At 54.1% G+C, this 19,895-nt stretch carries 23 protein-coding genes; 7 read left to right on the plus strand and 16 right to left on the minus strand.

All coding sequences use genetic code 11. The annotated features are described in order from the left end of the window. Window positions 1-158: 158 nt before the first annotated feature. The 6 genes from HFD95_RS19220 to HFD95_RS19245 form a co-directional block, all read right to left on the minus strand. Window positions 159-803 carry an oligosaccharide flippase family protein gene (locus HFD95_RS19220; RefSeq protein WP_010258395.1) on the minus strand — a complete coding sequence of 215 codons (645 nt, stop codon included), beginning with the start codon at window positions 801-803 and terminating at the stop codon, window positions 159-161. Between the two features lie 146 nt (window positions 804-949). Then, window positions 950-1,150 carry a hypothetical protein gene (locus tag HFD95_RS19225; protein WP_163640555.1) on the minus strand — a complete coding sequence of 67 codons (201 nt, stop codon included), beginning with the start codon at window positions 1,148-1,150 and terminating at the stop codon, window positions 950-952. Between the two features lie 433 nt (window positions 1,151-1,583). Continuing rightward, window positions 1,584-1,979, minus strand: coding sequence for a hypothetical protein (locus tag HFD95_RS19230; protein ID WP_010258391.1), 396 nt, complete (start codon window positions 1,977-1,979; stop codon window positions 1,584-1,586). A 136-nt stretch (window positions 1,980-2,115) separates the two neighbouring features. Continuing rightward, on the minus strand, window positions 2,116-3,258 hold the full coding sequence (locus tag HFD95_RS19235; RefSeq protein ID WP_167430629.1) for an alanine racemase: 1,143 nt from the start codon (window positions 3,256-3,258) through the stop codon (window positions 2,116-2,118). Between the two features lie 234 nt (window positions 3,259-3,492). Continuing rightward, the gene (lpxP, locus tag HFD95_RS19240; protein ID WP_010258386.1) at window positions 3,493-4,416 is read right to left on the minus strand and encodes a kdo(2)-lipid IV(A) palmitoleoyltransferase; all 924 of its coding nucleotides are present in this window, start codon (window positions 4,414-4,416) and stop codon (window positions 3,493-3,495) included. 423 nt (window positions 4,417-4,839) lie between these two features. Further along, window positions 4,840-5,703, minus strand: a complete 864-nt coding sequence (locus HFD95_RS19245) for a YicC/YloC family endoribonuclease (protein WP_010258384.1) — start codon at window positions 5,701-5,703, stop codon at window positions 4,840-4,842. Window positions 5,704-5,858: 155 nt separating this feature from the next. Between HFD95_RS19245 and HFD95_RS19250 the strand changes: the two genes are divergently transcribed. Next, on the plus strand, window positions 5,859-6,284 hold the full coding sequence (locus HFD95_RS19250; protein ID WP_010672099.1) for a DUF3574 domain-containing protein: 426 nt from the start codon (window positions 5,859-5,861) through the stop codon (window positions 6,282-6,284). A 38-nt stretch (window positions 6,285-6,322) separates the two neighbouring features. Here the strand turns inward: HFD95_RS19250 and HFD95_RS19255 are convergent, their stop codons facing one another. Next, entirely contained in the window at window positions 6,323-7,507 is a 1,185-nt protein-coding gene (locus tag HFD95_RS19255; RefSeq protein WP_031591888.1) for a NupC/NupG family nucleoside CNT transporter, read from the minus strand. A gap of 150 nt (window positions 7,508-7,657) precedes the next feature. Between HFD95_RS19255 and rph the strand changes: the two genes are divergently transcribed. Continuing rightward, window positions 7,658-8,374: a ribonuclease PH gene (gene rph, locus HFD95_RS19260; protein ID WP_010258378.1), complete on the plus strand. Its 717-nt coding sequence runs from the start codon at window positions 7,658-7,660 to the stop codon at window positions 8,372-8,374. A gap of 49 nt (window positions 8,375-8,423) precedes the next feature. Further along, complete coding sequence (gene pyrE, locus HFD95_RS19265) at window positions 8,424-9,065, plus strand: orotate phosphoribosyltransferase (RefSeq protein ID WP_010258375.1); 642 nt, start codon at window positions 8,424-8,426, stop codon at window positions 9,063-9,065. A 35-nt stretch (window positions 9,066-9,100) separates the two neighbouring features. Here the strand turns inward: pyrE and slmA are convergent, their stop codons facing one another. From slmA to coaBC, 3 genes are all read right to left on the minus strand, one after another. Continuing rightward, window positions 9,101-9,697 carry a nucleoid occlusion factor SlmA gene (gene slmA / locus HFD95_RS19270; protein ID WP_010258372.1) on the minus strand — a complete coding sequence of 199 codons (597 nt, stop codon included), beginning with the start codon at window positions 9,695-9,697 and terminating at the stop codon, window positions 9,101-9,103. Between the two features lie 120 nt (window positions 9,698-9,817). Beyond that, on the minus strand, window positions 9,818-10,276 hold the full coding sequence (gene dut, locus HFD95_RS19275; protein ID WP_159227305.1) for a dUTP diphosphatase: 459 nt from the start codon (window positions 10,274-10,276) through the stop codon (window positions 9,818-9,820). Then, a complete protein-coding gene (coaBC, locus tag HFD95_RS19280) occupies window positions 10,254-11,474 on the minus strand; it encodes a bifunctional phosphopantothenoylcysteine decarboxylase/phosphopantothenate--cysteine ligase CoaBC (RefSeq protein ID WP_122889939.1) in 1,221 nt (406 codons plus the stop codon). The genes dut and coaBC overlap by 23 nt, the downstream gene beginning before the upstream one ends. Window positions 11,475-11,654: 180 nt before the next feature. On the opposite strand from coaBC, the gene radC reads away from it, so the two are divergent. From radC to mutM, 4 genes are all read left to right on the plus strand, one after another. Next, window positions 11,655-12,311, plus strand: coding sequence for a DNA repair protein RadC (gene radC, locus HFD95_RS19285; RefSeq protein ID WP_167430623.1), 657 nt, complete (start codon window positions 11,655-11,657; stop codon window positions 12,309-12,311). Between the two features lie 241 nt (window positions 12,312-12,552). After that, complete coding sequence (gene rpmB / locus HFD95_RS19290) at window positions 12,553-12,789, plus strand: 50S ribosomal protein L28 (protein ID WP_006121249.1); 237 nt, start codon at window positions 12,553-12,555, stop codon at window positions 12,787-12,789. Window positions 12,790-12,808: 19 nt separating this feature from the next. Continuing rightward, window positions 12,809-12,976, plus strand: coding sequence for a 50S ribosomal protein L33 (rpmG, locus tag HFD95_RS19295; protein ID WP_003024094.1), 168 nt, complete (start codon window positions 12,809-12,811; stop codon window positions 12,974-12,976). 69 nt (window positions 12,977-13,045) lie between these two features. Next, entirely contained in the window at window positions 13,046-13,855 is an 810-nt protein-coding gene (mutM, locus tag HFD95_RS19300; RefSeq protein ID WP_031591878.1) for a bifunctional DNA-formamidopyrimidine glycosylase/DNA-(apurinic or apyrimidinic site) lyase, read from the plus strand. Here the strand turns inward: mutM and coaD are convergent. The 6 genes from coaD to HFD95_RS19330 form a co-directional block, all read right to left on the minus strand. After that, complete coding sequence (coaD, locus tag HFD95_RS19305; RefSeq protein WP_124889589.1) at window positions 13,852-14,331, minus strand: pantetheine-phosphate adenylyltransferase; 480 nt, start codon at window positions 14,329-14,331, stop codon at window positions 13,852-13,854. The genes mutM and coaD overlap by 4 nt on opposite strands. Further along, on the minus strand, window positions 14,328-15,104 hold the full coding sequence (locus HFD95_RS19310; RefSeq protein WP_045139504.1) for a glycosyltransferase family 2 protein: 777 nt from the start codon (window positions 15,102-15,104) through the stop codon (window positions 14,328-14,330). Before HFD95_RS19310 ends, coaD begins: the two co-directional genes overlap by 4 nt. Further along, window positions 15,104-16,378, minus strand: coding sequence for a lipid IV(A) 3-deoxy-D-manno-octulosonic acid transferase (waaA, locus tag HFD95_RS19315; protein ID WP_010258275.1), 1,275 nt, complete (start codon window positions 16,376-16,378; stop codon window positions 15,104-15,106). Before waaA ends, HFD95_RS19310 begins: the two co-directional genes overlap by 1 nt. A 92-nt stretch (window positions 16,379-16,470) precedes the next feature. After that, window positions 16,471-17,604: a glycosyltransferase family 4 protein gene (locus HFD95_RS19320; protein WP_022624906.1), complete on the minus strand. Its 1,134-nt coding sequence runs from the start codon at window positions 17,602-17,604 to the stop codon at window positions 16,471-16,473. Beyond that, complete coding sequence (gene rfaQ / locus HFD95_RS19325) at window positions 17,597-18,673, minus strand: putative lipopolysaccharide heptosyltransferase III (RefSeq protein ID WP_010672090.1); 1,077 nt, start codon at window positions 18,671-18,673, stop codon at window positions 17,597-17,599. The genes HFD95_RS19320 and rfaQ overlap by 8 nt, the downstream gene beginning before the upstream one ends. Window positions 18,674-18,746: 73 nt before the next feature. Next, on the minus strand, window positions 18,747-19,733 hold the full coding sequence (locus HFD95_RS19330) for a glycosyltransferase (protein WP_191914759.1): 987 nt from the start codon (window positions 19,731-19,733) through the stop codon (window positions 18,747-18,749). Window positions 19,734-19,895: the final 162 nt, after the last annotated feature.

Below are 19,895 nucleotides of genomic sequence, written 5' to 3' on the forward strand. Positions count from 1 at the left end.
CCATTTATACAGGAGATAAAAAAGGGCTGGATGCTGCGGGAAAAGAATCGATCAGGTAAATATTGCGACAGACTAAATAAAAAGAAAAGGCGTGCTGGTTAACAGCACGCCAACGCATCGTTTCGGATGCTCAGAGCCCACCATACAGACTTATTTTATTATTTGTTTCTTGCACGAATTTTAGAAAATGCATTCAGGCTAAAACGGTATTCCGGCTGGAACCATGAACGACCGTAGTAGCAGTAAATCAGCATACGAATGGATGCCATCGCCAGGTAACCCCAGATCGCACACAATACTGAAGGGGTCAGCCAGACGGTAAATAAGGTGACGGCAAGTCCGGCTAATACCGAGGAGGTTTCAGCAAAAGCGATACGGGTATATTGTTTTTCGCGCTGTAATATCGCACGGTAATGCTGACCCTGTGGGATGATAATAAACACCACTGAGACCATCTGCAGCATTAATGCCAGTTCAGGCTGATCAAAAAGGCTGGTCAGCAGATGGCTGCCAGTAAATAACAGACCAAACACCGCGACCCCCATCAACATATTACCCCAGTAGATCGTGGAGAGGTCATTGATAGAGAGAATCGAGCGGCGGATCAGCGTATTTGAGAAGCCCCGATCGGCCAGAGTATCGATAGCCAGTAAAGCTATCACGGCGATCGCCAGCAGATTGAGCTCATTCGCCTGCAGAATCTGCGCCAGCAACGAGAGTTGTAATACGCCGATGCCAATAATTTTGATTGAAGAGAGCAGAGACCATTTTGCGCCATTCAGACTGCTTTCACGTATTGCCATAATATACTCGTTAGAGTCCATCGACTCTGTGAGAATTAAATAGTTGTGTAACGGCAAGGAGAGGTTGCTGTAACACCGTTAGTTAGTGCAATTTTTCCGGCCGAAGTCCTGAAAACGCTTTACAGGCTTGCCATGTTATTATGGGTTCAATCAAATGATGCCTGGATAAAAAAGATATCCCTGGTAAAATCGCTGTTTCGTGTCATGGCGGAATTCCCTGCAGCGAATAAGAATTCCGCCAGATCACGAATAAATCCTGTTGTAGTTTTATATTCTCCTGCCAGCATCCTTGCGGCAATCTCAACGCATTCTTTTTCAGATAACAAAGGATACGCTGAGCGGTCCATGACTTTTTTCCTGCTTTATCATTATGGGTATTGCTGTGTGTGGAATGATTTATACATTGTTTTATTTAATTTAACACCATAAGAAAAGTCTGATTACGCGACCGCAGAAATAAATGGTTTCACTTTATGCATGATAAATATTAAACCCTCAGCAGATTGCTAATAAACGATTGTTAATGATTAATGTATGGGTCATTCAGAAATTGTTTGTGCGGCAAACCAGGAGGCCCGAAATCAGAGGGGGTCGCCTGCCTTTCAGAGGATTTTGCCAGGATTTTTCCTGGCAACGATGCTTAAGCAGGGTTGGTGATAAATGCGTAAGGATGATGAGTAATCAGATAAGCGCTTTATGCTTTATCGTCGAAAGTTTTTCTATTTTTTTCATTAGCGGCCAGTGATAAATGCAGAGAAAAAGGCGCGCTAAGTCATTGATTTATTGTGTAAGAAGCTGGTTGAGTTTCTCAAGATCGTTGCTAACCCATTCAATATCCTGCTTAAATTTCTCATCTGAAGTAAATGGCTGGCGATAAACCGTTACCATCACCTCGGCGCCCTGTTCGTTTGCTATCACGCGCATCGGTACGTAGATCTCCTTTCCTGAGCCGCTATCAATCCAGTGATCCATTACCCCAAACGGATTATGTGGCGAGAACCGGATCTTCACATTGCCCTGGGGGCCTTTAGCACGCCAGCGATTGCCATCGGGTTCTAACGCGCTGTGCGTCAGCCCGGAAGCCCACTTTGGGAAAAATTCTGGCTTCCAGATGGTTTCATAAAGATCTAACCAGTGACGTGGAATCGTCAGGCTCAGAGTGCGAGAGGAGAGCATGTAACCTCCGGTGAATAAGCTAAAAAGGCATTAAAGCATGGGGTCAGGCTTGTTAAAACGTTGTAACAGCAGAAGTGTGGTGTTGAAAGGGTTTCGTACAAATGGCAGACAACTGATGAGGCTGTCTGCCACTGACTCAGATGAAATTGCCGCGCGCAGAAACCACATGATCTTCGCTATGGCCGTTAGCGTGCCGCAGAACAAAGCCGTCCGACTGCGCCATCACGGCACAACTGTGATTAGGGAAAATACGCAGCAACGTGCCGACTTCAGGGCGGCGATCCTGATAAAGCAGAAAACCGTGCTCCTCAGATAATTTTGTCACTTCATAAGTCTGACCCGCTTCGTCGGCTGCCACACCAAAGCCGCTGGCATTGGTGCCGTGTGGCCCTTTATCCGAACTCAGCATTTTTGACCCGGCATCCACAATCGCGAAATGATCGTTCACCGCCACGACACGGGTAATGACGCTCATTGCCAGCTGATCGACGTGACTTAATCCGAGACGGCAGGCGGTAAGGTCCAGTAGTGCATAGTTTCCTGGCCGGATTTCATTCATGCAGGGTGCAATCTCTGCTGCCAGCGCCGTAGGCGTTGAACCTACAGAGAGAGGGCAGTCGGTAAAACCAGCCGCCTGCAGTTTTGCCTGTACTCGCTGCATCAATGCCGTTTCCTGCCGGGCGACATCCGCAATGGCCGCGGCATTACCGGCACCATAAGCGTGGCCAGCATGTGACACTAATCCGGCAAAGCGTAACCCTTTGTCCTGCAGCGCCTGAGCAATCAGCACCGCTTCATCTGTATCAGGATTGACACCTATCCGATGTAATCCAACATCAACCTTAATCGCTACCGCCGGGTCGCATTCCGGTTGCTGCTGGCAGGCATCAGCAATAGCCGCCACGCCCTGCAGCCTGTCCGCAATCAGGGTGAGCTTTGCCTGATGAAGCACGGCGTGGCGCAGCAATTCAGCCACGCTTTGCGGTTGCACAATCGGGTAGGCTAATAGCAGATCACGAACACCGCCCTGAATAAAGCTGATGCCTTCGCTGGGCTTAGAGACGGTAACACCCTGTGCACCGGACGCGATCTGACGCTGCGCAATCCAGACGCTTTTATGCGTTTTGATATGGGGTCGCAACGCGACGCCTGCCGCACTGGCTTTGCGCTGCATATGCTGCAGGTTCTGCTCCAGGCGCTCTGCATCCACTTCAATATAGGGCGTAAGGCGATCATCAATCAGCGGACGCTGCCACTGCTGTGTATCGTTGATATCCATAAGATTGTCCGGCATTGACGAGGTAAGGGGATTCATCATTCCTTAATTATCTCTTTGATACCAGCCTGCCGGAAGCAGACAGGTGTGCTGAACAGCAGAAACTGTAGAGGTAGCTATAACGGCAGAGGCAGTATGAGAGCACAGCAAACGGGGATGAGAGAGTGGACGTAAAGCAGATGTCGTTCAGCGGATTAAAACAACAAAGCAGGCACGAGGCCTGCTTTATCAGTTAACTCAGACGTAGAGCGACTTTTCACCCGGTGGCCGGGTTTTGAAGCGACGATGCAACCAAAGGTACTGTTCGGGTGCGCGAAGGATCTGATTTTCGATCACTTTGTTCATATAAGCTGCAGCAGCAGCCTCGTCCGTATGAGGATAATTTTCCAGCATCGGTTCGATGATCAAATGGTAGCCATCATTTCCTGGATTACGAATCAGCATAATCGGCACCATCGCTGGCTTCGCCAGACGCGACAGAACAAAAGTCCCGTTAGTCGTGGCGGCTTTTTCCACCGCAAACAGCGGCGCAAAGGTGCTGCCTTTAGGGCCGTAATCCTGGTCAGGCGCAAACCAGACCGATTCACCCTGTTTCAGGGCATTAACCATACCGCGTAGATCACGACGGTCGATCATCGCTTTATTTGAGCGCATCCGGCCTTTAGTCTGCACATACTCCATCGCCTGGTTATTGTGTGGGCGATACATCGCCATCATTGGCTGACAGAGTCCGCTGATGCGACCGCCCAGCTCCAGTGACATGAAATGCACACCAATCAGCATCACGCCTCGCTTTTCTTTCTGCGCGGCATGCAGGTTTTCCATTCCCGACACTTTAAACAGACGTCTTACCGCACGGTCAGACCAGAACCAGGCAACACCGGTTTCAGCCAGCGCCATCCCGAGCGACGCAAAATTGCCGGCAATCATATGTTCTGTTTTTTCTTCGCTGATGCCCGGAAAGCAGAGTTCGATGTTACGACGGGTAATACGCTCGCGGCGCTGCAGGAAATGGCGAGAGATTTTGCCGGCACCGGCACCGAGACGCATAAGAACAGGATAGGGGAGCTGGACCAGCAGCCAGAGTACGCCAAGGCCAAACCAGGTAAACCAATAACGCGGATGCAGCAGCGAACTGCTAAATTTTCCGGTGTTTTTCATTAACAACCTTCATGGGATAGAGGGATGCATCGCACAAAGAGCACTTCCATGAGTCTTAAGGCGGTACAGCTGTACTGATTTCGACCAACATTTTATCAAAAAGTGCCTTCAAAGAAAGGGAAACTCCGGCATCTACAGGATTGACCTGTTTCATGGAGAGGAGTTAATACCGGCTATAAAAGTACATTAATCATATAAAATCATTATTTTTCAACTGTTTAATCTAAGTCTGAAAGCAGCTTTAATTGTAAGTGAGGCCGTTTCAGGAACAGTCTGGAAATGATTATTTATTTATCTTTACCTGATTCTGATGCTGGCCGCGCTGAAAAAGCGATCAATTGACGGAAGGAGCTAACTCTTTAAGTGCTGACAGCGCCTGACAGGGGAACAAAGCGCTACTGCGAGCGCTTTGTTGAGTGGAAATTACTCGATATTCTGAATCTGCTCGCGCATCTGCTCAATCAGCACCTTCAGTTCAATAGCTGACGTGGTGATTTCAGCGTTGATCGACTTCGAAGCCAGCGTGTTCGACTCACGATTGAACTCCTGCATCATAAAGTCGAGACGGCGGCCAACTGCTTCTTTCTTTTTCAGGATGTTGTAAGTCTCTTTAACGTGCGCATCCAGACGATCCAGCTCTTCAGAAACGTCAACACGCTGCGCCATCATCACCAGTTCCTGCTCAAGGCGATTGTTTTCCAGCTGGACTTCAGCATCTTCCAGTTTGGCGACCAGCCGCTCACGCTGCCATTTGATCACCTCAGGCATCTGCGCGCGCACTTTGCTGACTTCCTGCGAGACGCCTTCCAGACGCTGCTCAATCATCGCTTTCAGGGCGGTACCTTCGCTTTCGCGTGCCGCAATAAAGTCATCAAGCGCACCATCCAGTGCCTGCAACAACTGGGTGTTGATGGCATCCAGATCCTGTTCCTGCGCAGACATCACACCCGGCCAGCGCAGAATATCCAGCGGATTAATCGCGCCTTCGTCGCTCTGCATTTTTACCCAGTTGGCAGCCTGCACCAGCTGTTTCGCCAGCGTTTCGTTGAGCATCAGTTCGCCCTGTGCGCTGGGATCGGCATCATAACGGAGGTTGCACTCAATTTTACCGCGCGTCAGACGCTGGCGAATGCGCTCGCGGATAACCGGCTCCAGCCCACGAAACTGTTCCGGCAGGCGGATGTAGGTTTCCAGATAACGCTGGTTCACGGAACGCAGCTCCCAGGCGGCGCTGCCCCATTCGCCTTTGGCTTCGCTGCGGGCATAAGCGGTCATACTGCGGATCATAAGCGGTACTCATTTGCGGAAAGATGGGTGAAGTATAGCGAGGCGAGCCACGGCATAACAGGCATAAGCGTCGCACAGGAAAATAACGAACCATTTCCGCTTTCAGCGACAGCCACTTATGATGACCATTGACCCTTTGTGAGGATGACTGATCTATGTCTCGCGTTATTGCCCTTCCTGTTGTGATGGCTCTGCTGCTGGCAGGTTGCCAGGCACGCCACTCGCCGCCCACTAAACCGCAACCTATCTGTGCGGGTGGCGACATGATGATGCAGACCACGTTGTGGTTTGGACTGAGCAAGCCTGATGGCGGCAGGGTGAGTTCACTCGACTGGATGAACTTCGTGGATAATGAGGTCACGCCACGGTTTAAAGCGGGCCTGTCGGTCTATGATGCCAAAGGGCAATGGCTGGGCGAGAACGGTCAGCTGGCACGGGAGAACAGTAAGGCGTTGATGCTGATCCACGGGATCGACCCCGCCACCAACGTTGATATTGAGGCGTTACGTAGCCTCTATAAAAAACGGTTTGGTCAGGAGTCGGTTATGCGGGTGGATGCACCCGTCTGCGTCGGATTCTAAGGCGAAAGCGGGCGGCAGAACTGCCGCCCGTTGAATAATCAGATAAACAGACCAGCAAAGGCTGCGGAGAGCAGACTGACCAGCGTGGAGCCATAGACCAGCTTCCAGCCAAAACGGGAAACCACATTTCCCTGTTTCTCATTCAGGCCTTTTATTGCGCCTGCCACAATGCCGATAGAGGCAAAGTTAGCGAACGAGACCAGGAACACCGACAGAATACCCAGTCCACGCGCACTCATGCCTGCCGCGACTTTCTGCAGTTCAATCATCGCCACAAACTCATTCGCCACCAGTTTGGTTGCCATGATGCTGGCCGCCTGCAGGGCATCGGCTTTGGGAATGCCAATCAGCCAGGCCAGAGGATAGAACAGGTAGCCGAGCAGTTGCTGGAAGCTGTAGCCGAACACCGCCGCAAACAGCGCGTTGACGGCAGCAATCAGGGCAATAAAGCCAATCAGCATGGCCAGAATAATCATCGCGACTTTGAAGCCTGCCAGGATGTACTCACCCAGCATCTCAAAGAAGCTCTGCTCTTCATGCAGTTTATCCAGCGCGATAGGCTGCTCATCCTGGCTTTTCATCGGGTTGATGATCGACAGGATAATAAAGGTGCTGAACATGTTAAGCAGCAGTGCCGCAACCACATACTTCGGTTCGATCATCGACATATAAGCACCGACAATCGACAGCGAAACGGTAGACATCGCGGTCGCCGCCATGGTGTAGAGCCGACGTGGCGGGATATCACCCAGAATCCCTTTATAAGCGATGAAGTTTTCCGACTGCCCAAGAATCAGCGTGCTGACGGCGTTGAACGACTCCAGCTTGCCCATGCCGTTAATCTTCGACAGCAGCGTCCCGAAAATACGGATCAGCAGCGGCAGGATGCGCCAGTGCTGCAATATGCCGATCAGTGCCGAAATAAAGACAATCGGGCAGAGCACGCCAAGGAAGATAAATGCCAGCCCCTGTTTGCTCATTCCGCCAAACACGAACTCCGTGCCCTGTGCGGCAAAACCCAGCAGCGTCTCAAAGAAACCGGCGAACGAGCCGACCAGCGCCAGACCCCCGGCAGAGTGAAGGAAGAACCAACCCAGCGCGGCTTCCACCACAATCAGTTGAATAATAAAGCGCAGGCGAATCTGTTTACGGTCATGACTGACCAGCAGCGCAAGGGCGAAGATCACCACCAGCGCCAGCAGGAAATGAAGAATGGCGGCCATATGTCTTTTTTATCAGAGAGAAAGGAACGCGCATTTAGCCACAGCTGGCGGGGAATTTCATCTGATGCCTGCGTCAGACCAGCGTAAGAGACAGCGGACAAGGAAGTCCGTATAATGCGCAGCCAATCATTAGCAAGCCGGAGAATACCCATGCGTCCAGCAGGCCGTAGCGCACAACAGGTGCGTCCAGTCACATTGACCCGCAATTACACCAAACACGCAGAGGGTTCCGTTCTGGTGGAATTCGGCGAAACGAAAGTGCTTTGCACTGCCTCGGTAGACGAAGGGGTTCCGCGTTTCCTCAAAGGCCAGGGCCAGGGTTGGGTAACGGCCGAATATGGCATGCTGCCGCGTTCGACCCACAGCCGTATGGCGCGTGAAGCTGCAAAAGGCAAGCAGGGCGGACGTACGCTGGAGATTCAGCGTCTGATCGCCCGTTCACTGCGCGCCGCGGTTGATCTTAAAGCGCTGGGTGAATTTACCATTACGCTCGACTGTGACGTAATTCAGGCCGATGGCGGCACTCGCACCGCATCAATCACCGGAGCCTGCGTGGCGCTGGCTGATGCGCTGAACAAGCTGGTGGCCAGCGGTAAACTGAAAGCGAACCCGATGAAGGGCATGGTCGCGGCGATTTCAGTGGGCATCGTCAAAGGCGAAGCGCTGTGCGATCTGGAGTATGTTGAAGACTCAGCCGCAGAAACCGACATGAACGTCGTGATGCTGGAAGATGGCCGCATGATCGAGGTGCAGGGCACTGCCGAAGGCGAACCGTTCAGCCATGAAGAGTTGCTGACGCTACTGGCGCTGGCTCGGGGCGGAATTGAGGAATTAATTCAGGCGCAGAAAGCAGCGCTGGAAAATTGATGTAACAGGCGACCTCAGAGTCGCCTTTTCTTTATTTGAGGAGTGAGAAATGAAAGCCTGGCAGCGTCAGTTTATTGAATTTGCCCTGAACAAGCAGGTGCTGAAGTTCGGTGAGTTCACTTTGAAGTCCGGGCGTAAAAGCCCCTATTTCTTTAATGCTGGTCTGTTTAACAGCGGACGGGATTTAGCGCTGCTGGGACGCTTCTACGCGCAGGCGCTGGTGGATGGCGCTGTTGATTTTGATCTGCTGTTCGGCCCGGCCTATAAAGGCATTCCGATTGCCACCACCACGGCGGTGGCGCTGGCGGATCATCATGACCGCGATGTGCCTTACTGCTTTAACCGTAAAGAAGCGAAAGATCACGGCGAAGGTGGCCTGCTGGTTGGCAGTTCGCTGCAGGGCAAAGTGATGCTGGTGGACGATGTGATCACCGCAGGCACCGCGATTCGTGAGTCGATGGATATTATCGGTGCGCACAACGCCACTCTGGCAGGCGTGCTGGTCTCGCTTGATCGTCAGGAGCGTGGACGCGGAGAAATGTCGGCGATTCAGGAAGTGGAACGTGATTACGGCTGCAAAGTGACCGCAATTATTACGCTGGCAGACCTGATTGCCTGGCTGGAAGAGAAGCCTGAGATGGCCGATCATCTGGCTCAGGTACGTGCCTATCAGAAAGCGTACGGGATTTAACAGAGGCGGGCGCAATGCCCGCCTTCTTTTACGCTTTACGCCAGCTGCGCGGCAATCAGCGGCCAGCGAGCCTCAAAGTCTGCGGTAGGACTGAAACGAAACTCAGAACGGACATACCGTGACAGTAAACCCTCACAGAAAGCCAGCAACTGACTTGCCAGCAGCGCCTCATCAGCCTGAAAGGCTTCGCCCTCGCGCATTTTCCGTTCCCGCATCACCTGTCGCAGCTGCACTTCAATCCGCTCAAACAGCTGATTGATGCGTCCCTGCAGTCGGTCCTGCTCAAACATCAATGCATGGCCGGTCAGAATGCGCGTCAGTCCCGGATTACGCTCACCAAATCCCAGAATCAGTTGCACGATCAGACGCAGACGCGTCATGGTCTCTTTTTCATCCTTGAGGATCAGATTGATGCGGGTAATCAGACTGTCTTCGATAAACTCAATCAGGCTATCGAACATTCGTGTTTTACTCGGGAAGTGACGATACAGCGCCGCTTCGGAAACGCCCACCGTGGCTGCCAGTTTGGCTGTGGTAATGCGCTGACTGCCATCACCCGACTCCAGCATCTGCGCCAGCGCCTGCAAAATCTCTTCGCGACGATTCCGCTTCGCGACTTTTTTTTCTGCCATGACCTTAAAGACCCCTGAAATTCACCTAAAAACAGGCAACACCTACGCATCTGCCACAGGAACGCGTCCTGTGGCGATGAGGAAAAAATAACGGGCGTAAGTGAAAGTCGGTAATGCGGGTTACTGGCGACCGGAGTGGCCGAAGCCGCCTTCGCCGCGCAGGCTGGCGTCGAAATCTTCGACCAGGTTAAATTCCGCCTGCACCACCGGTACAAAGACCAGTTGTGCCATGCGATCGCCGGGTTGCAGCGAGAAGCTTTCCTGGCCGCGATTCCAGACCGAGACCATCAGCTGTCCCTGATAGTCGGAGTCAATCAGACCCACCAGGTTGCCCAGCACGATGCCATGTTTATGGCCAAGGCCTGAGCGCGGCAGGATCACAGCGGCCAGGTCGGGGTCGGCAATATGAATCGCCAGGCCGGTCGGAACCAGCGTTGTGATGCCTGGTGCGATGTCGAGAACATCATCAATGCAGGCGCGTAAATCTAACCCAGCGGAACCTGAAGTCGCGTAGGTCGGCAGTGGAAACTCTTTGCCGACGCGCGGATCCAGAATTTTAACGTCTATTTTTTTCATCATAACGGCTGACAATCTCGTCTATTAATTGTTGGCCAAGGAGAGACTTATCGCTGAGCGGTAAGCGTTTTTCTCCATCCTGCCAAAAAAGGTGAAGAGCATTGGTGTCGCTATTAAACCCCTGTCCGGCTTTAGCGACGTCGTTAGCGCAGATCAGATCCAGATTCTTGCGCACCCGTTTTTGCCGGGCGTATTCTTCCACATTCTGTGTTTCAGCAGCAAATCCAACGACGAATGGCCGGTTTTCCTGAAGTGCAGCGACGCCGGCAACAATATCGGGATTCTTTACCAGGTTCAGCGTGACGTTATCATCGCCGCCCTGTTTCTTGATTTTATCGGCCGCAATATCGGCTGCCCGGTAGTCTGCCACGGCTGCGCTTGCAATGAAAATATGTTGTTTATCTATCTCACTCATGACGGCGGCCTGCATCTCCAGCGCGCTGGTCACATCAATTCGCCGCACACCCGCTGGCGCAGACAGGGTGACCGGGCCGCTGACCAGCGTGACCTGTGCACCGCGTCTGGCGGCGGCGGCGGCAATAGCAAAGCCCATTTTGCCGGAGCTGTGGTTAGTGATGTAGCGCACCGGGTCCAGCGCCTCACGGGTAGGGCCGGCGGTAATCATAATGTTGAGATGTTGCAGATCGTTGACGGGCGTAGCCCACTGTACCGCATGGTCAACAATCACCAGCGGGTCGAGCATCCGGCCCGGCCCGACATCGCCGCAGGCCTGGCTGCCGCTGTCCGGTCCCCAAATCAGCACGCCACGCGCCTGCAGGCTCTGCAGGTTATGCTGGGTCACCGCCGCACGATACATCTGCTGATTCATAGCGGGCACCACTGCCACGGGTGAGGCCGTCGCTAACACGGCGGTCGTCACCAGATCGTTTGCCATACCGGCAGTAATACGGGCAATCAGGTCAGCAGTGGCCGGTGCCAGCACAATAAGGTCGGCCCATTTTGCCAGTTCAATATGACCCATCGCCGCCTCCGCTGCCGGATCAAGCAGATCGTCAAATACCGGATAGCCGGAGACAGCCTGCAGGCTGAGCGGAGTAATAAATGCTTTCGCCCCCTCTGTCATCATCACGCGGACATCAGCACCGCGATCGCGCAGGCGGCGCACCAGCTCAGGTGCTTTATAAGCAGCAATACCGCCGCTCACGCCAAGAAGAATTTTTTTGCCGGCTAATCCCATCATGATGTTGGCCTCACTAAGCTCTCTGCCGCTCGCGGCGGCGAATGCACGGACTTTATCACAAAAGCGCGGATGCGCCTTTTCACTGACTGCGTTTGCGAGCCGTCTCGTAGATTGCAGCTTCACTGATAGCTGCACTCTTCATGATGGGCCATGCTGAGGCTCATCTCAGGGAGAGCGGATATGAAAATAAAGGGACCACGGGAAAAACTCCGGAAGCTGGGTGCGCATGCCCTCAGCGATACCGAACTACTGGCCATTTTTCTCCGTACCGGATCGCCTGGACAGAACGTCCTGGAGCTGGCCGGAAAGATGCTGGACGGTTTTGGCTCGCTTTATCAGCTCATGACGTCAGACAAAGCGGCATTCGGTGAAATCAAAGGGGTCGGCGATGCCAAGCTGGCACAACTTCATGCGATTGCCGAACTGGCGAAGCGTTTTTTCGCCAGTAAGCTGGCCCGCGAAAGCGCAATGGAAAATCCACAAATCACGCGCCAGTATCTGCAAAGTCTGTTAGCCCATCAGGAGCGTGAGATCTTTATGGCACTGTTTCTGGATAATCAGCATCGGGTGCTGCGGGCACAAAATATGTTCTCTGGTTCCATTAACAGCGTGGAAGTTCACCCCCGCGAGATTGTCCGGGAAGCGCTGAAGCTCAATGCTGCCGCTCTGATACTGGCGCATAATCACCCGTCGGGCATGGCGGAGCCGAGCCGTGCAGACCGTGAAGTGACCCATAAAGTCAGCGAAGCCTGCCAGCTACTCGACATCCGTCTGCTCGATCATCTGGTGATTGGTCATGGCGAATATGTCTCCTTTGCCGAGCGGGGATGGCTCTGACAGGAGGAAATTTCACGCCAGGTGGCGGCTTTTTGCCCGATCATTCGGGATCTTTATCTGTTCGGGACTTGAGCACTTGGGCTGAGCGGCGTATACTACGCCACCTTTGAGAATCTCGGGTTTGGCGGTTAGGCCAGCTTAGCGGGTTCCATGGAATTCGCCTGGCGGGCTGCAAGCCTGACGAGGCGGCCCAAACCTAATTTTTAAAGCTCGAGCTGATTTGATTTTTGGAGATATTGACATGTCACGAGTCTGCCAGGTAACTGGAAAGCGTCCGGTGACGGGTAACAACCGTTCCCACGCAATGAACGCGACGAAACGCCGTTTCCTTCCGAACCTGCACTCACACCGTTTTTGGGTTGAGAGCGAGAAGCGCTTCGTTACTCTGCGTGTATCTGTTAAAGGTATGCGTATTATTGATAAAAAGGGCATTGATACGGTGTTAGCCGATATGCGTGCCCGTGGTGAGAAGTACTAAGGTACTAAGGAACTGAATCATGGCTAAAGGTATTCGTGAGAAGATCAAGCTGGTTTCCTCTGCTGGTACAGGTCACTTCTATACCACCACGAAGAACAAACGTACTAAACCAGAGAAGCTGGAACTGAAAAAGTTCGATCCGGTTGTACGTCAGCATGTGCTCTACAAAGAAGCTAAAATTAAGTAATTTTAGTGTTCTGCTAAAAACCCGGCTCCGGCCGGGTTTTTTGTTTGTGTAAAACGCTGAGGAGAGGGTATGCCAGAGTTGCCAGAGGTTGAAACCAGCCGTCGCGGTATCGAACCGCATTTGGTCGGTGAAACCATCCTTCACGCCGTGGTGCGTAATTCACGTTTGCGCTGGCCTGTTTCGCAGGAGATCCTGGCGCTGAGCGATCAGCCGGTGCTCAGTGTGCAGCGCCGGGCGAAATATCTGCTGCTGGAGCTGCCGCATGGCTGGATCATTATCCACCTTGGCATGTCCGGTAGCCTGCGCGTGCTGTCAGAAGAGCTGCCAGCGGCGAAGCATGACCATGTTGATCTGGTCATGAGCAACGGCAAAGTGCTGCGCTACACCGACCCGCGCCGCTTTGGTGCCTGGCTCTGGAGCAGCGATCTGGCGGGCAGCAGCGTGCTGGCACATCTCGGGCCGGAGCCGCTTAGCGAGGAGTTTGACGGCGCTTACCTGTTTGAGAAGTCACGCGGCAAGCGGACGCTCATCAAGCAATGGCTGATGGATAACAAAGTGGTGGTGGGCGTGGGCAACATTTACGCCAGCGAGTCACTGTTTACCGCCGGGATCATTCCCGATCGTGCTGCCGGCAGTCTGTCGCAGGCCGAAGCGGAACTGCTGGTCAATACCATCAAAGCGGTGCTGTTACGCTCCATTGAGCAGGGCGGAACCACACTGCGTGACTTCTTACAGAGCGACGGTAAACCCGGCTATTTTGCACAGCAGTTACAGGTTTATGGGCGGGCAGGCGAACCCTGCCGGGCATGCGGTACGCCGATTGTCAGCGGCAGACACGGGCAGCGCAGCACCTACTGGTGCCCGAACTGCCAGCATTAAGCCAGTTTAGCCAGCAATGCCTGATGCACCGGCGCGGGCAGGAAGGTGGTAACATCGCCGCCGTGACGCGCCACCTCTTTGACCAGCGAAGATGAGATAAACGAGAAGCCTTCAGACGGCATCAGGAAAACACTCTCCAGCGTTGGCAGCAGGTGACGATTCATCTGCGCCAGCTGCATTTCATATTCAAAGTCTGACACCGCACGCAAGCCACGAACCAGCACATTCGCCTGCTGGTCACGGGCGAAATTCGCCATCAGGTCGCTGAATCCGACCACCTCAACGTTGGGCAGATGGGCTATCACTTCACCGGCCAGCGCCACGCGCTCATCCAGGCTGAACATTGGTTTTTTGCTGGGGCTGGCGGCAACGGCCAGAATGACCTGATCAAACATCTGCGCTGCCCGCGTCACGATGTCGAGATGGCCGAGCGTCACAGGATCGAACGTTCCGGGATAGATGGCTTTCGTGATCATACTCGCCCTTTTGCCGAAGCATGATTCAGCGCCCAGAGGGCTGAATATTTATTGAAGGTATATTGCGCATTGACCACCGCCAGAATCCAGCCCTGCTTTCCGTCAAGAAAACCGGCACGCAGCAGCAGGGTTTTCATAAACGCGCCCAGCGTATGGCTGAACAGAGAAAACAGGCTGCAACGCTTACCGCGCCGATGGCGTTCCGTAGCCCAGGCTTCGGCATAAGCCAGCTGCTTGCGCTGAAAGGCGATTAAATCGCGGCAGGTCAGATGCTGCAGATCGCCGGGTAATGCCACCACCGGCGCGCCGTCACTTTGCAGTGATTCATGCACCAGATTGTCATTGTAGCGGAAGGTGCGTGGGTAGAGTCGCATGACGCGGTCAGGATACCAGCCGCTATGGCGCATAAAGCGGCCGAGAAACAGATTACTGCGGCCCAGGCTATAAACCGTACGGCTGGGTGGCGCGACCAGCACCTGCTCAATCGCGGCGCGCAGTTCAGGTGTCACGCGTTCATCCGCATCGATCATCAGAATCATGTCGCCGGTGGCATAGTGCTGCGCGCGCTGGCGCTGGATACCATAGCCCTGCCAGTCATCATTGAGGTAGACCTTCGCCCCAGCCTGTGTGGCGATGTCGACACTGTTGTCATGGCTGCCTGAGTCCAGCACGATAATTTCATCGGCCCAGCTGACCGAGGCCAGGCAATCAGGCAGCAGTTCCGCTTCGTTTTTGGCGATCATCACCACGGAAAGACGTTGGCGTGCTGACATTAGTGGGCCCGTGGTGGCAGATGCGGTTCGAGTAACTGTAGCAGACGCTGTAGCGCACCCTGATTCTGGTGCAGCACGTCTACCGCATGACGTCCGTAATAACGGCGGTAATCATCATCCTGTAACAGGTTGGTGACCTCTTTTTCCAGCGAAATCACGTCGGTGACGGTGATCAGCCCCTGGCCTTCCTGCAACTTGCTGCAGATATCTTTGAAGTTCCAGATATGGGGTCCCATCAGAACCGGAAGCGCATGGGCAGCAGGCTCCAGCGGGTTGTGTCCACCCCGTTCAACCAGGCTGCCGCCGACAAAGGCCAGATCGGCAATGCCGTATAGCAGCATCAGTTCGCCCATTGAGTCTCCGATGACCACCTGCGTTGAGCCAGACGGGATCTCGCCGCTGCTGCGCAGGATAAAACTGAAGCCGCGTTCCTGCGTGAGTTCACGGGCATCGTTAAAACGCTCGGGATGGCGGGGCACCAGAATCAGCAGCAAATCCGGAAACGTCTGCAGCAGGCGGCGATGAGCATCCAGCACAATGGCCTCTTCACCTTCGTGCGTGCTGGTGGCGATCCACACCGGACGGCGCGGCGCCCACTGACGACGCAGCGTCACCGCTCTGGCGGCCAGTTCTGGCGTCACGGAAATATCAAACTTCAGGCTGCCGGTAATCGTTAGTTGAGAACGTTTCAGGCCCAGGCTCAGGAAGCGGTCGCCATCTTCCGCATTCTGCGCCGCGATAAGCGTGATGCTCTGCAACAGCCGGCGCATGAATTTACCCAGCTTGCGGTAGCCTTTGGCCGATCGGGCCGAGAGGCGGGCATTGGCGATCACCAGCGGAATATTACGCTGGTGCAGAATGCGGATAATATTCGGCCATAGCTCGGTTTCCATGATGATCACCAGGCGTGGGTTGACCGTATCCAGAAAACGATTAATCGAACCCGGCAGATCATAAGGCAGATAGACGTGATGCACATCTTTGCCAAATGCAGATTGCGCGCGTTCAGAGCCGGTAGGCGTCATGGTGGTGACGGTAATCGGCAGGGTCGGGTAACGATGACGCAGAGCGCGCACCAGCGGGATCGCAGCCAGGGTTTCACCCACAGAGACCGAGTGCAGCACAATGCCGTCGGGCTTAACTTTGCCGACACAATAGCCATAGCGTTCTGCCCAGCGTTTGCGATAGGCAGGCGCTTTACGACCGCGCAGCCACAGGCGCAGCCAAATCAGTGGCTGAATTAAGTAGAGCAATGCGGTGTAAAAGGTCGTCATAGTTACCGTTACAGCAAATTCGCGTCTAAAAGCAGATTAAAATCAGATGGCGGCATGTTATCAGAAACCCCGCATGCACTCATCCCACATTGTCAGTTGCTGCTCAGGACCTGCTGATAAAGCGAAGTCAGCGCCTGCGCCAGCCGTTGTGGACCATAAGGTTCAATTTTGCGCCGCGCCGCGTCACCCATTCGTGAATCGACGGAAAGCGCCGGTATTGCATTAACAGCCTGATTTAACCCGTTGATATCCAAAGCATCACAGACGAAGCCTTCCTGACCAGCGGTAATAAATTCTGCGCCACCGCAGCCAGTGCTGGTAATCACCGGTAAGCCGCAGGCCATCGCCTCCAGTACCACATTAGGAAAAGGATCGTAGAGGGTGGGCAGCAGCAGGCCATCAGCCGCGTGATAGAACGGCTGCACATCCTGCTGTACGCCGACAAAGCGCAGGCGGTCCAGACAGTTAAGCTGATTTGCCAGCTGCTGATACCGCTGCAGTTGCTTATCCTGACCCACCACAATCAGATAACGGTCGCTGGCAGCCAGCGCCTGTATCGCCGCTTTCAACCCCTTGCGTTCAAAGCCGGAGCCGACATAAATCAGTACGGTGGCCGCATCGGGCAGCGCCAGCTGCTGACGGGTGGCGCGACGTGCAGCTTCCGTGGCGGGCTGGAAACGGCTGGCATCGATAGCATTATGAATAACGTGGATTTTTCCGGCGTCGAGCGAGAAACAGCGCAGGATATCGCGCTTTACCATCTCAGAATTACAGATCACCGCTTTCAGCGTCGGAGAGTTAAACATCTCCGCTTCCGCCTGCAGGACATAGCGATGATAAGGGCTGAGCACAGCACTCAGTCGTTGCCACGATGAGACGATGCGGGCGCGCTGTTCCAGCCAGACGCGATGAACACCATCACCCGCGCGAAAAATATCACAGCCCGCGATGCGCTCGTGGCTTTGCACAATATCGAACTTTTCGCGCTCCCAGCAGGCGCGTGCTGCAAGGGCAAAACCGCGCTCACGGGATACCCGGCCCAGCTTTGCAGGATTACAGATATGCAGATGCCAGTCAGGATTGGGTGTGCCCTGCCAGCTGCGGGTAATGATGTTGAGATCGAGCTGCTCGCTGCCCAGCGCTTCCAGCGCGCGCGAGATAAAACGCTCGGCACCGCCATCCGGACGATATTTCTGCCGGACAATCGCCAGCCGTAACTTACTCATTCAGATAGCTCCTCGCTGCCGCGACCACATCCTTCACCGGAATGGCCGACAGATAACGCTGGTCTGTTTTGGTGTCGATGGAATCGGGTGAGGGCAGCGGGCCATAATCCCCCGCCCAGATGACATGATTATTGTCGCCCCATGGCCGCCAGTGCTGCAGCTTGGTCGGGCCAAACAGCGCAATACAGGGCGTTTCAAGTGCGGCGGCCATGTGCATTGGTGCAGAGTCGACACCAATAAACAGCCGGGCATGATCGATAAGCGCCGCCAGCTGCGGCAGAGTAAACTGACCGGCCAGCGAAACCACATCCGGCGACGCACACAGTGCCCGAATGCGGTTGATCATTGCCAGCTCCTGTTTGTCCGGCCCGGCGGTCAGCACCACTTTGCGGCCCGGCTGCGCCAGCTGATCGAGCGTGGCAGCAACGCTCTCCTCTTCCCAGCATTTAAAGCCCCAGCGTGAGGTCGGCTGCACCACAATATAGGGCGCGGTTACCTGGTGTTCTGCCAGTCGGGTCAGCACAATTTGCTGGTCAGCGTCGCTGTAGTGCATTGAGACACGTGCGCCGTCGCTGCTGATGCCGAGGGGTGCCAGCGCCGACATATTCTGCTCAACGGTATGCAGCTTGCTGTGATTGTGTGTGGAGACCAGCTGATTGTGACACCATCGCCACAGGACGTTATCACGTTTTTTATAGGCAAAACCGATGCGAACGGGTGCCGCAGAGAGCCGCGTAATCAGGGCAGCCCGCCACTGATCGGCCAGATTAATCACCAGATCATAATGTGCGTCACGTATGGCGCGAATTAATGCACGCTCATGGCCCAGCTTGCGCCAGGTGCCCTCCTGCTTCCATTTACGATCGATGACGTGCAAATGGCGGATAGCCGGATGCGCTTCCAGCATCGGACGCGTCTCCTGATAGAGCAACACGTCGATGCTGGCCTGCGGATAACGCTCATGAAGCGCATTGATGGCGGGTGTTGTGAGCAGCATGTCACCATGATGGCGCAGCTTAATCAGTAATATATTTTTTGGAGAGATGTTTGCTGGAGTCAGGCTGGCCATAAACAAGAGTTCTCAGAATTCAGTGAACCGATTGTAGGGCAAACCCTTTTTAGGATAAAGCCAGCCTCAAAGGTTATTTATCACGCCAGCGATAGAGCCGGGCCAGCCACAACAGCAACTGATACCACTGCTTAATTCCCCGGGCGTTGCGTAACATGCGCAGGTGTGTCCGGGTGGCGAACAGCTCGGCAATGATTGCCTGGCGTGCGCGGGCGTCAGGCTCACGTCTTACACTGTGGCAAACGCTGAGCGCTTCATGGGTCACCTGATAGTGAAACGACGGGTAGATCTTCACGCGGTCACGATAGCGGTCATTGAGCTCTTCCAGCAGTCGCGCAATCTTCATGTAGTGACGCTGATACTCTACGTTGCGCTCGCCGGTACGTTTGCGATTGCTGATTGAGGCGTCGTGCATATAGTAGCGATAGAGTACCGCTTCGGTATAACGCACGCGTTTTGCCAGCAGCATAAACTCGGTGGTCCAGGGAATATCCTGATGATGCAGGCCGGGTTCAAACTGCAACTGATGCTGCTCAATCAGTTCCCGGCGATAGATGCCCAGCCAGACCACATGCATATAACGATGGGTTTTTAGCGCGGTATTCAGCCAGTCGGCACCGCTCAGCACCGGCGTGCTGCGCAGGCGATCCAGCGGAATCAGCGGCTTTACCCGCTGGCTGTGTTTGAAAAACCACTCGGCGTTGCACTGTGCCGCATCCAGATTATCTGCTTCCGCCAGCGTCACCAGCGTCTGATACATATCGGGTTGCATGGTGTCATCCGCATCAGGGAAGGTGACATATTTCCCGCGGGCAATCGCCAGCCCGGCGTTACGGGCGCGCGAGACGCCGCCATTTTCCTGATGAATCACACGAATGTGAGAATGCTGCTGTGCATACTGATCGGCGCGCTCGCCTGAGCCATCGGTTGAACCGTCATCGACGATAATGATCTCAAGCAGAGTCAGCGTCTGCGCCAGCAGTGACTGCATGAACTCATCAAACATGCTGCCCGCATTGTACATCGGGGTAATGATACTCAGAAGAGGAGAAGTACTCATGACAATATCTGCACCAGCATTGTATTCACTGCGAAAGGGCGTTGCCTCGTCATAAATCATTTCCAAATCAGCAGAGTGAAATCAGGGAGTTCACAATTATAAAACGATGTTGCATCCCTGCTTTACTAAAAACCACGCCCGACAATAATAATGCGCTATATG

The organism is Pantoea sp. EKM10T, assembly GCF_011800685.1.
Taxonomy (GTDB): Bacteria; Pseudomonadota; Gammaproteobacteria; order Enterobacterales; family Enterobacteriaceae; genus Pantoea; species Pantoea agglomerans.

What these genes read in the sequence shown, in the direction of transcription:
- HFD95_RS19220 (WP_010258395.1), bottom strand. Translation starts at nt 803, where the DNA reads ATGGCAATACGTGAAAGCAGTCTGAATGGCGCAAAATGGTCTCTGCTC.
- HFD95_RS19225 (WP_163640555.1), bottom strand. Translation starts at nt 1,150, where the DNA reads ATGGACCGCTCAGCGTATCCTTTGTTATCTGAAAAAGAATGCGTTGAG.
- HFD95_RS19230 (WP_010258391.1), bottom strand. Translation starts at nt 1,979, where the DNA reads ATGCTCTCCTCTCGCACTCTGAGCCTGACGATTCCACGTCACTGGTTA.
- HFD95_RS19235 (WP_167430629.1), bottom strand. Translation starts at nt 3,258, where the DNA reads ATGGATATCAACGATACACAGCAGTGGCAGCGTCCGCTGATTGATGAT.
- lpxP (WP_010258386.1), bottom strand. Translation starts at nt 4,416, where the DNA reads ATGAAAAACACCGGAAAATTTAGCAGTTCGCTGCTGCATCCGCGTTAT.
- HFD95_RS19245 (WP_010258384.1), bottom strand. Translation starts at nt 5,703, where the DNA reads ATGATCCGCAGTATGACCGCTTATGCCCGCAGCGAAGCCAAAGGCGAA.
- HFD95_RS19250 (WP_010672099.1), top strand. Translation starts at nt 5,859, where the DNA reads ATGTCTCGCGTTATTGCCCTTCCTGTTGTGATGGCTCTGCTGCTGGCA.
- HFD95_RS19255 (WP_031591888.1), bottom strand. Translation starts at nt 7,507, where the DNA reads ATGGCCGCCATTCTTCATTTCCTGCTGGCGCTGGTGGTGATCTTCGCC.
- rph (WP_010258378.1), top strand. Translation starts at nt 7,658, where the DNA reads ATGCGTCCAGCAGGCCGTAGCGCACAACAGGTGCGTCCAGTCACATTG.
- pyrE (WP_010258375.1), top strand. Translation starts at nt 8,424, where the DNA reads ATGAAAGCCTGGCAGCGTCAGTTTATTGAATTTGCCCTGAACAAGCAG.
- slmA (WP_010258372.1), bottom strand. Translation starts at nt 9,697, where the DNA reads ATGGCAGAAAAAAAAGTCGCGAAGCGGAATCGTCGCGAAGAGATTTTG.
- dut (WP_159227305.1), bottom strand. Translation starts at nt 10,276, where the DNA reads ATGATGAAAAAAATAGACGTTAAAATTCTGGATCCGCGCGTCGGCAAA.
- coaBC (WP_122889939.1), bottom strand. Translation starts at nt 11,474, where the DNA reads ATGATGGGATTAGCCGGCAAAAAAATTCTTCTTGGCGTGAGCGGCGGT.
- radC (WP_167430623.1), top strand. Translation starts at nt 11,655, where the DNA reads ATGAAAATAAAGGGACCACGGGAAAAACTCCGGAAGCTGGGTGCGCAT.
- rpmB (WP_006121249.1), top strand. Translation starts at nt 12,553, where the DNA reads ATGTCACGAGTCTGCCAGGTAACTGGAAAGCGTCCGGTGACGGGTAAC.
- rpmG (WP_003024094.1), top strand. Translation starts at nt 12,809, where the DNA reads ATGGCTAAAGGTATTCGTGAGAAGATCAAGCTGGTTTCCTCTGCTGGT.
- mutM (WP_031591878.1), top strand. Translation starts at nt 13,046, where the DNA reads ATGCCAGAGTTGCCAGAGGTTGAAACCAGCCGTCGCGGTATCGAACCG.
- coaD (WP_124889589.1), bottom strand. Translation starts at nt 14,331, where the DNA reads ATGATCACGAAAGCCATCTATCCCGGAACGTTCGATCCTGTGACGCTC.
- HFD95_RS19310 (WP_045139504.1), bottom strand. Translation starts at nt 15,104, where the DNA reads ATGTCAGCACGCCAACGTCTTTCCGTGGTGATGATCGCCAAAAACGAA.
- waaA (WP_010258275.1), bottom strand. Translation starts at nt 16,378, where the DNA reads ATGACGACCTTTTACACCGCATTGCTCTACTTAATTCAGCCACTGATT.
- HFD95_RS19320 (WP_022624906.1), bottom strand. Translation starts at nt 17,604, where the DNA reads ATGAGTAAGTTACGGCTGGCGATTGTCCGGCAGAAATATCGTCCGGAT.
- rfaQ (WP_010672090.1), bottom strand. Translation starts at nt 18,673, where the DNA reads ATGGCCAGCCTGACTCCAGCAAACATCTCTCCAAAAAATATATTACTG.
- HFD95_RS19330 (WP_191914759.1), bottom strand. Translation starts at nt 19,733, where the DNA reads ATGAGTACTTCTCCTCTTCTGAGTATCATTACCCCGATGTACAATGCG.